This window comes from Trichocoleus desertorum ATA4-8-CV12, assembly GCA_019358975.1.
In the GTDB taxonomy this organism is placed as follows: domain Bacteria; phylum Cyanobacteriota; class Cyanobacteriia; order FACHB-46; family FACHB-46; genus Trichocoleus; species Trichocoleus desertorum_A.
Genome location: JAHHIL010000046.1, coordinates 40,268 through 46,913 on the forward strand (window position 1 = coordinate 40,268; position 6,646 = coordinate 46,913).

A 6,646-nucleotide genomic window follows, 5' to 3' on the forward strand; every position below is an offset into this window, starting at 1 on the left:
CCTAAGGAAATCAGCGGAAATCGATCACACTGTAGAAACTCCTACACTCAAATCACTCTCTCTGGCGCCAGACTTACTTGCGGGCTCTGGCTTGCTATCCTGTAGACAGTTGCTCTGCTACAATCGCCTGCGCTCCCAGCTATGACCCAACAACCAACCCGTATTTGCATTCTCGGTGGCGGCTTTGGGGGACTCTACACCGCCCTCAAGCTCAGTCAGCTACCTTGGACTAAGCTGGAAAAGCCTGAAATTGTTCTGGTAGACCAGCGCGATCGCTTTTTGTTCTCTCCCCTCCTCTACGAACTCGTCACCGGAGAGCTGCAAACCTGGGAAATTGCACCTCCCTATACCGAGCTGCTTGCCAACACAGACATTCGCTTCTGTCAAAACGCGATCGCTGAGATCAATACGCAAGGGCAGCAGGTGCAACTACAAGACGGCCCTACCCTTAGCTACGACTACCTGGTGCTAGCGATGGGCGGTGAAACTCCCTTAGATATGGTTCCTGGGGCGGCAGAGTATGCCCTGCCATTCCGTACCCTGGCCGATGCTTACGCTCTCGAAGAAAGATTACGCCTCTTAGAAGCCTCAGAAGCCGACAAAATTCGAATTGCGATCGTCGGGGCAGGCTATAGCGGTGTGGAATTGGCTTGCAAACTGGCTGATCGCTTGGGCGATCGCGGTCGGTTACGCCTTGTAGAACAAGCCGATCAAATCTTGAGAGCTTCGCCAGAGTTCAATCGAGAAGCGGCTCAAAACGCTCTGGAAGAACGCGGCATCTGGTTAGATTTAGAGACCAAAGTCGAGTCATTGGGGCCAGAAACAATTTCATTAGAGTACAAAGGGCAGGTTGATACCATTCCAGCCGAGTTGGTGTTGTGGACGGTGGGCACTCGCATCAACCCCATCGTAGGCTCTTTACCTCTGAAGCAAAATCAGCGGGGGCAACTCGTCACGACTCCGACCTTGCAAGTGATGGATCACACCAAAATTTTTGCCCTTGGTGATCTAGCAGACTGTCGAGATGCCGAAGGTAAGCAAATTCCTCCAACCGCTCAAGCCGCCTTCCAGCAAGCTGACTATACCAGTTGGAACCTATGGGCCTCGATCACAGGACGACCGCTTCTACCCTTCCGCTATCAGAATTTAGGCGAAGTCATGACCCTGGGCACTGACAATGCCACCTTCACCGGAATGGGCCTCAAACTGGAGGGCACGTTAGCTCATCTAGCCCGTCGTTTAGCTTACCTCTACCGTTTACCCACCCTAGAGCACCAATTAAAAGTGGGCCTAAACTGGATTGCCCACCCTGTCTTGGAGTGGTTAACCCCATCTTCATAGGTAGTTCACCCCAAGTACTTGCTATTGCGAGATCGCACGGATAGCAAATTGCCCTATAGGTTGGGAACATTAGGACTAGTATCAGGCGTGCTCCCTGGCCAAAATCAGAATCAGGAATTGTTTCCCTGACCCACTCAGGGTCTTTTGCTGAGACGCCCCAGCTGAATTTAATGGCTAACGGTATCGAGAGGTAGACGAATATGAATGCTGCTGAGCTTCTAAGGCGTTATGCGGCAGGGGAACGGGATTTTAGCAAAACCGACCTGTGGGGGATTAATTTAAGCAAAGCCAGCCTTAACGGCATTAACTTCAGCAAATCAGATTTGAGTGGGGCCAATCTGCAAGGACTTAACCTGAGCCAATCGGATCTGAGTGGAGCTAATTTAGACGAGGTGGACTTGAGCGGGGCCAACCTTCAAGGGATCAATTTGAGCCGAGCCAACCTCAGTAGTGCTAATCTTCGCTGGGCCTTACTCAACCGCGCTAACTTAAGCGGCACTAACCTCAGTAAGGCGATTTTGAGTAAAGCCAACTTGAATGGAGTCAACTTGAATGGGGCGAACCTCAATAACGCTAATCTCTGGGGAGCCAATTTGTGTGAAGCGCTCTTACAGGAAATTGACCTCAGCGGGGCCAACCTCCGAGGGGCTTACCTTTGTGGTGCCACCATCAGCGGTGATTTGAGTTGCGCGAATTTGAGCGGGGCTAACTTGAATGGAGCGGTGCTGTCAGGGGCTAACTTAGCGGATGCAATTTTAAGTGAAGCCATTTTGAGCAGTGCTAATCTGTGGGGAGCCAACCTTCGCGGTGCCAAGCTCCGAGGGGCAGACTTAGGCAGAGCCGACTTAGGCCATGCTGACTTAACTGAAGTGAATCTCAGCAAAGCGGACTTAGCAATGGCTAAGCTGATCAAGACCAATTTGACAGGTGCAGTCCTTAGCGGCGCTAACCTACGCGGCACAAATCTCAGCGAAACAGACTTGAGTACTGCCAACTTGATGGGTACGGATTTGCGGGGCGCGATTATGCCCAATAACACCATTCATAGTTGATGAAGATAAAAGTTGATGAACATAAAACCAATGCGTTAAGGTCTTCAGCAGCGTATTGGTCACTAACACCCTAATTTGCCTGTGATGGAGCAACCTAGAGTAATTTTTTTGGATGCCGTGGGGACTTTGTTTGGCATCCAGGGCAGCGTGGGGACTCTTTATAGCCAACTCGCTCAGCAATTTGGTGTGGAAGTGTCTGAAGCTGAGTTGAATTTGGCTTTTGGTCAGAGTTTTCGACGCAGTAGCCCAGCCGCTTTTCCCGACGCTGAGCCGAGTGAAATTCCAGTTCTAGAGTTTGAGTGGTGGCAGGCGATCGCGCAGCAAACTTTTGCCCAAGCGGGAGTTCTGCAACAGTTCTCAGATTTTGCTACCTTTTTTAAGCAGCTTTATGCCTACTTTGAAACGGCAGCTCCTTGGTTTGTGTATCCAGAAGTGCCAGCGGTTTTAGAGCAATGGCGATCGCAGGGGATTGAGTTGGGGATACTGTCTAATTTTGACTCTCGGTTGTATTCTGTATTAGACGCGCTCGATCTAGCAAAATTTTTTACCTCGATTACGATCTCTACGGAGGTGGGGGCTGCCAAGCCTAACCCCAAGATTTTTGCAGCGGGTTTAAAGAAGCATGACTGTGCAGCGATCGCTGCTTGGCACATTGGGGACAGTTATCAAGAAGACTATGAAGCAGCACAAGCGGTTGGGATACAAGGCATTTGGTTAAACCGTACCGACAAGTCAATCCCGATTCGTAGTTACCCGTCAACTTCATCCGCTATGCTCATGCCTGATCACAGACCCCGATCGATTCGCAACTTGAGTGAAGTGAGCAGTGGGTGGCTCAACTCCTAATTCTCTTTGTGGACTGTTCCTAGATCCTACTGACTGACAATCATGGCTCTCAAATCTGCTCAAGTACTAGCCCTACTGCAAGCCAAGCAAGCTGACTTCAAAACCTTTGACCAGACTGCACTAAATGCCCTCCAGAAGTATCGCGCGGCCTTAGCTGAAGCCTCTCAAAAGACGGCAGCAGCCCTAGAGAAAATGTTAGCTACGGCTCGGCACTCAGGAGCCAGCCCGCTAGAACCTGTGGGCAGTTCTCCTAACTGGGTGGTCGCCTCAAATTTGGCTTGGCAGAACCGAGAGCAGAGCTTGAGTTGGGTGCGCGATCGCTTGATTGGCATTGCCACCTTTGCCGTGGATGGTTCCCAAATTTTCCCCACTAAAGATTTTTCGATTCCGGTCGCTCTGGTTCAGATTGGTTGGTTCGAGAACTTGCATCTCCCCAGCGGCACTTACGAAAAGGATGTCGCTGTAGATGTAATGACTCCTGCTGACTTGAAAGTGAGCCATAGTGGAGAGCCTGTCGATCGGCGCGTCAATATGCGACGGTTTGAGATGGAGACGCAGCGATTGATCCAGTACATGCAGGAACACAAAAACTGCAATGACTGCTTAGTCTTTTTTGATGGTTCTTTGATTGCGACGTTTGCCGAAGCGTTCGATCCAGACACACGCGCCTTCTATGTCGATTGCCTCCTAGAACTACTACAAACTAGCGAAGACTATCGAGTACCGCTGGTAGCCTACATCGACACCTCCTACGCTCGCGACTTGACGGTGATGTTGCAGCAAGGCTTTCACTTACCAGAAGCCAACTCGATTCATGATGCTCAGTTGCTGGGTAAGTTCATGAGTTGGGGCGATCGCACTCCCCTATTTCTCTGCCAGCGATCGGGGATTTTGGCCCAATATCAAGAGCAGACCAATAAAATCGCTTTCACCTATCTCAAAACCACCCATGACGGCTATCCCGCCCGCTTAGAAATGCCTGTCTGGATGCACCAAGCGGGTATAGTTGATCGCGTCTTAGATTGGGTGCGGGGCGAAGTGATCATTGGCAACGGCTACCCCTACGTGATTGAAACCGCTGACCAAACCGCTGTACTCCAAGCCGAAGATCGCCATACGTTCTACCGGATTTTCCAAGACTGGGCGGAGCGAGAAGAATTAAATCTGCGCTTGTCCCGCAAGATGGTAAGCAAAGCCCGTCGTCGCTAAACCAAACTGTAGCAGTAGGCGCACTCACTCTCCATTTCTAAGAAATTACATCCATCAGCCTGAATCCATGCCACTGCGTTCTATGATCAAGGGGAATTAAAAACGGTGTAGCGCCATCACTTCTGGGACACAGCTGAATGGATACTAAAGCCTTCAAACGGTCACTCAACAGTTCTGAAAACTATCATCGCAAGGGGTTTGGGCATGAGGCCGAAGTTGCCAGCCTTTTGGAGTCGGAATATCAGAGCGGTTTGATTCAGCAAATCCGAGACAACAACTATACGCTACAGCGGGGTGACGTAAAGATTCGGCTGGCAGAGGCTTTTGGCTTTTGTTGGGGGGTGGAACGAGCAGTGGCAATGGCTTATGAAACTCGTCAGCACTTCCCCACGGAGCGCCTTTGGATTACGAATGAAATTATTCATAACCCTTCGGTAAACCAACGTCTGCGAGAAATGCAGGTAGAGTTTATTGAAGTCAACCAGGGGCAAAAAGATTTTTCTGGGGTAGCGCAAGGGGATGTGGTGATTTTGCCTGCGTTTGGTGCCAGCGTGCAGGAGATGCAGTTGCTGAATGACCGGAACTGCACCATTGTAGATACAACCTGTCCGTGGGTATCGAAGGTGTGGAACACGGTGGAGAAGCACAAGAAAGGTACCTACACCTCGATTATTCATGGCAAATACAACCATGAGGAGACGATCGCCACGAGTTCTTTCGCAGGGATCTACTTGGTCGTGCTGAATTTAGCTGAGGCTGAGTATGTTTGCAATTACATCTTGCAGGGGGGCGATCGCGAGGAGTTCTTGGCGAAGTTCCGCAAGGCTTGTTCGCAGGGCTTTGATCCAGACAAGGATTTGGAGCGGCTTGGCATTGCCAACCAAACTACGATGCTGAAGGGCGAAACGGAGCAGATCGGCAAGATGTTTGAGCATACGATGCTGAAGAAGTATGGCCCTGCGGAATTGAATCAGCATTTCCTCAGCTTTAATACCATCTGTGATGCGACTCAAGAGCGCCAAGATGCCATGTTTAAGCTGGTGGATGAGCAAGTAGATCTGATGGTGGTCATTGGTGGCTACAACTCGTCGAATACCACTCATTTACAAGAAATTGCGGTGGAGCGGGGGATTCCTTCTTATCACATTGATTGTGTGGAGCGGATTCTGTCACGCGATCGCATTGAGCATAAGCCACTAAATCGTGAGATTGAGGTGGCTGAAAACTGGTTACCGGATGGGCCTTTGGTGATTGGGGTAACTTCGGGAGCTTCTACGCCGGATAAGGTGGTGGAGGATGTGATTGAGCGGATTTTTGAGCTGAAGGCATCTGTTGCGGTTGGTTAGTTATCTCAAATAAAACCAGGACTTGAGGGCACCTGCCCTCAAACTCCCGCTGAGGGACGGCTACGTCCCCCAGACCCCCTCCAGAGGTAACTTTGTTATCTTCCGTGAGCAATTCTTGCCTGCTTTTGTTTTCTGACTCCTAAATCCTGGCTCCCGATTCCTCTTTCATCCTTCATGCCTCCTCCTTCATCCTTTCCTACTCCTCTCCCCTCACCCCTCTCTCTCCGTCCTGCTCAAAAAGCTCCGCAGGCGATCGCTCTGTGGCTGTGTTAACACTTGGCGGGCGGGTCCGGTTTCTTCGATTTGGCCTTGGTGGAGGAAGAGGACGCGGTGGGCGACTTCGCGGGCGAATTGCATTTCGTGGGTGACGATGATCATGGTCATGCCGTCTTCGGCGAGTTGTTGCATGACTTGGAGGACTTCGCCGACGAGTTCAGGGTCGAGGGCGCTGGTGGGTTCGTCAAAGAGGATGATTCTGGGGTTCATGCAGAGGCTACGGGCGATCGCGACTCGCTGTTTTTGGCCGCCGGAGAGTTGGTCTGGGTAGGCGCTGGCTTTAGCGGCTAAACCAACTTTGGCTAGATAGGTCTGGGCAAGTTCTATGCTTTCGGGGCGGGATTTGCCGAGGGCTTTTTGGGGGGCAAGGATGAGGTTTTCGAGGACGCTGAGGTGGGGGAACAGGTTGAACTGTTGAAAGACCATGCCGACTTGCGATCGCAGTTGGCGTAAGGGGCTTGCAAATAAATAAGATACCAGTCACTCTAGCAAGAATGGAGCCGGGAGTTCCCTCCCTTGCTCAAGCTTGCTAGTGAAGGAAACCCTCCAACGATGTTCAATGACACGATTAAAGCA

At 51.0% G+C, this 6,646-nt stretch carries 6 protein-coding genes; 5 read left to right on the forward strand and 1 reads right to left on the reverse strand.

Annotated elements, in window-relative coordinates:
* The first annotated feature begins 141 nt into the window (after positions 1-141).
* From KME12_22305 to KME12_22325, 5 genes are all read left to right on the forward strand, one after another.
* A complete protein-coding gene (locus tag KME12_22305) occupies positions 142-1,341 on the forward strand; it encodes an NAD(P)/FAD-dependent oxidoreductase (protein ID MBW4490521.1) in 1,200 nt (399 codons plus the stop codon).
* Between the two features lie 200 nt (positions 1,342-1,541).
* Complete coding sequence (locus tag KME12_22310; GenBank protein ID MBW4490522.1) at positions 1,542-2,393, forward strand: pentapeptide repeat-containing protein; 852 nt, start codon at positions 1,542-1,544, stop codon at positions 2,391-2,393.
* An 84-nt stretch (positions 2,394-2,477) separates the two neighbouring features.
* On the forward strand, positions 2,478-3,239 hold the full coding sequence (locus KME12_22315; GenBank protein MBW4490523.1) for an HAD family hydrolase: 762 nt from the start codon (positions 2,478-2,480) through the stop codon (positions 3,237-3,239).
* A gap of 42 nt (positions 3,240-3,281) precedes the next feature.
* A complete protein-coding gene (locus KME12_22320; protein MBW4490524.1) occupies positions 3,282-4,448 on the forward strand; it encodes a DNA double-strand break repair nuclease NurA in 1,167 nt (388 codons plus the stop codon).
* 137 nt (positions 4,449-4,585) lie between these two features.
* On the forward strand, positions 4,586-5,794 hold the full coding sequence (locus KME12_22325) for a 4-hydroxy-3-methylbut-2-enyl diphosphate reductase (protein MBW4490525.1): 1,209 nt from the start codon (positions 4,586-4,588) through the stop codon (positions 5,792-5,794).
* Between the two features lie 210 nt (positions 5,795-6,004).
* Here KME12_22325 and KME12_22330 read toward each other — a convergent pair whose 3' ends face one another.
* On the reverse strand, positions 6,005-6,550 hold the full coding sequence (locus tag KME12_22330) for an amino acid ABC transporter ATP-binding protein (protein ID MBW4490526.1): 546 nt from the start codon (positions 6,548-6,550) through the stop codon (positions 6,005-6,007).
* Positions 6,551-6,646: the final 96 nt, after the last annotated feature.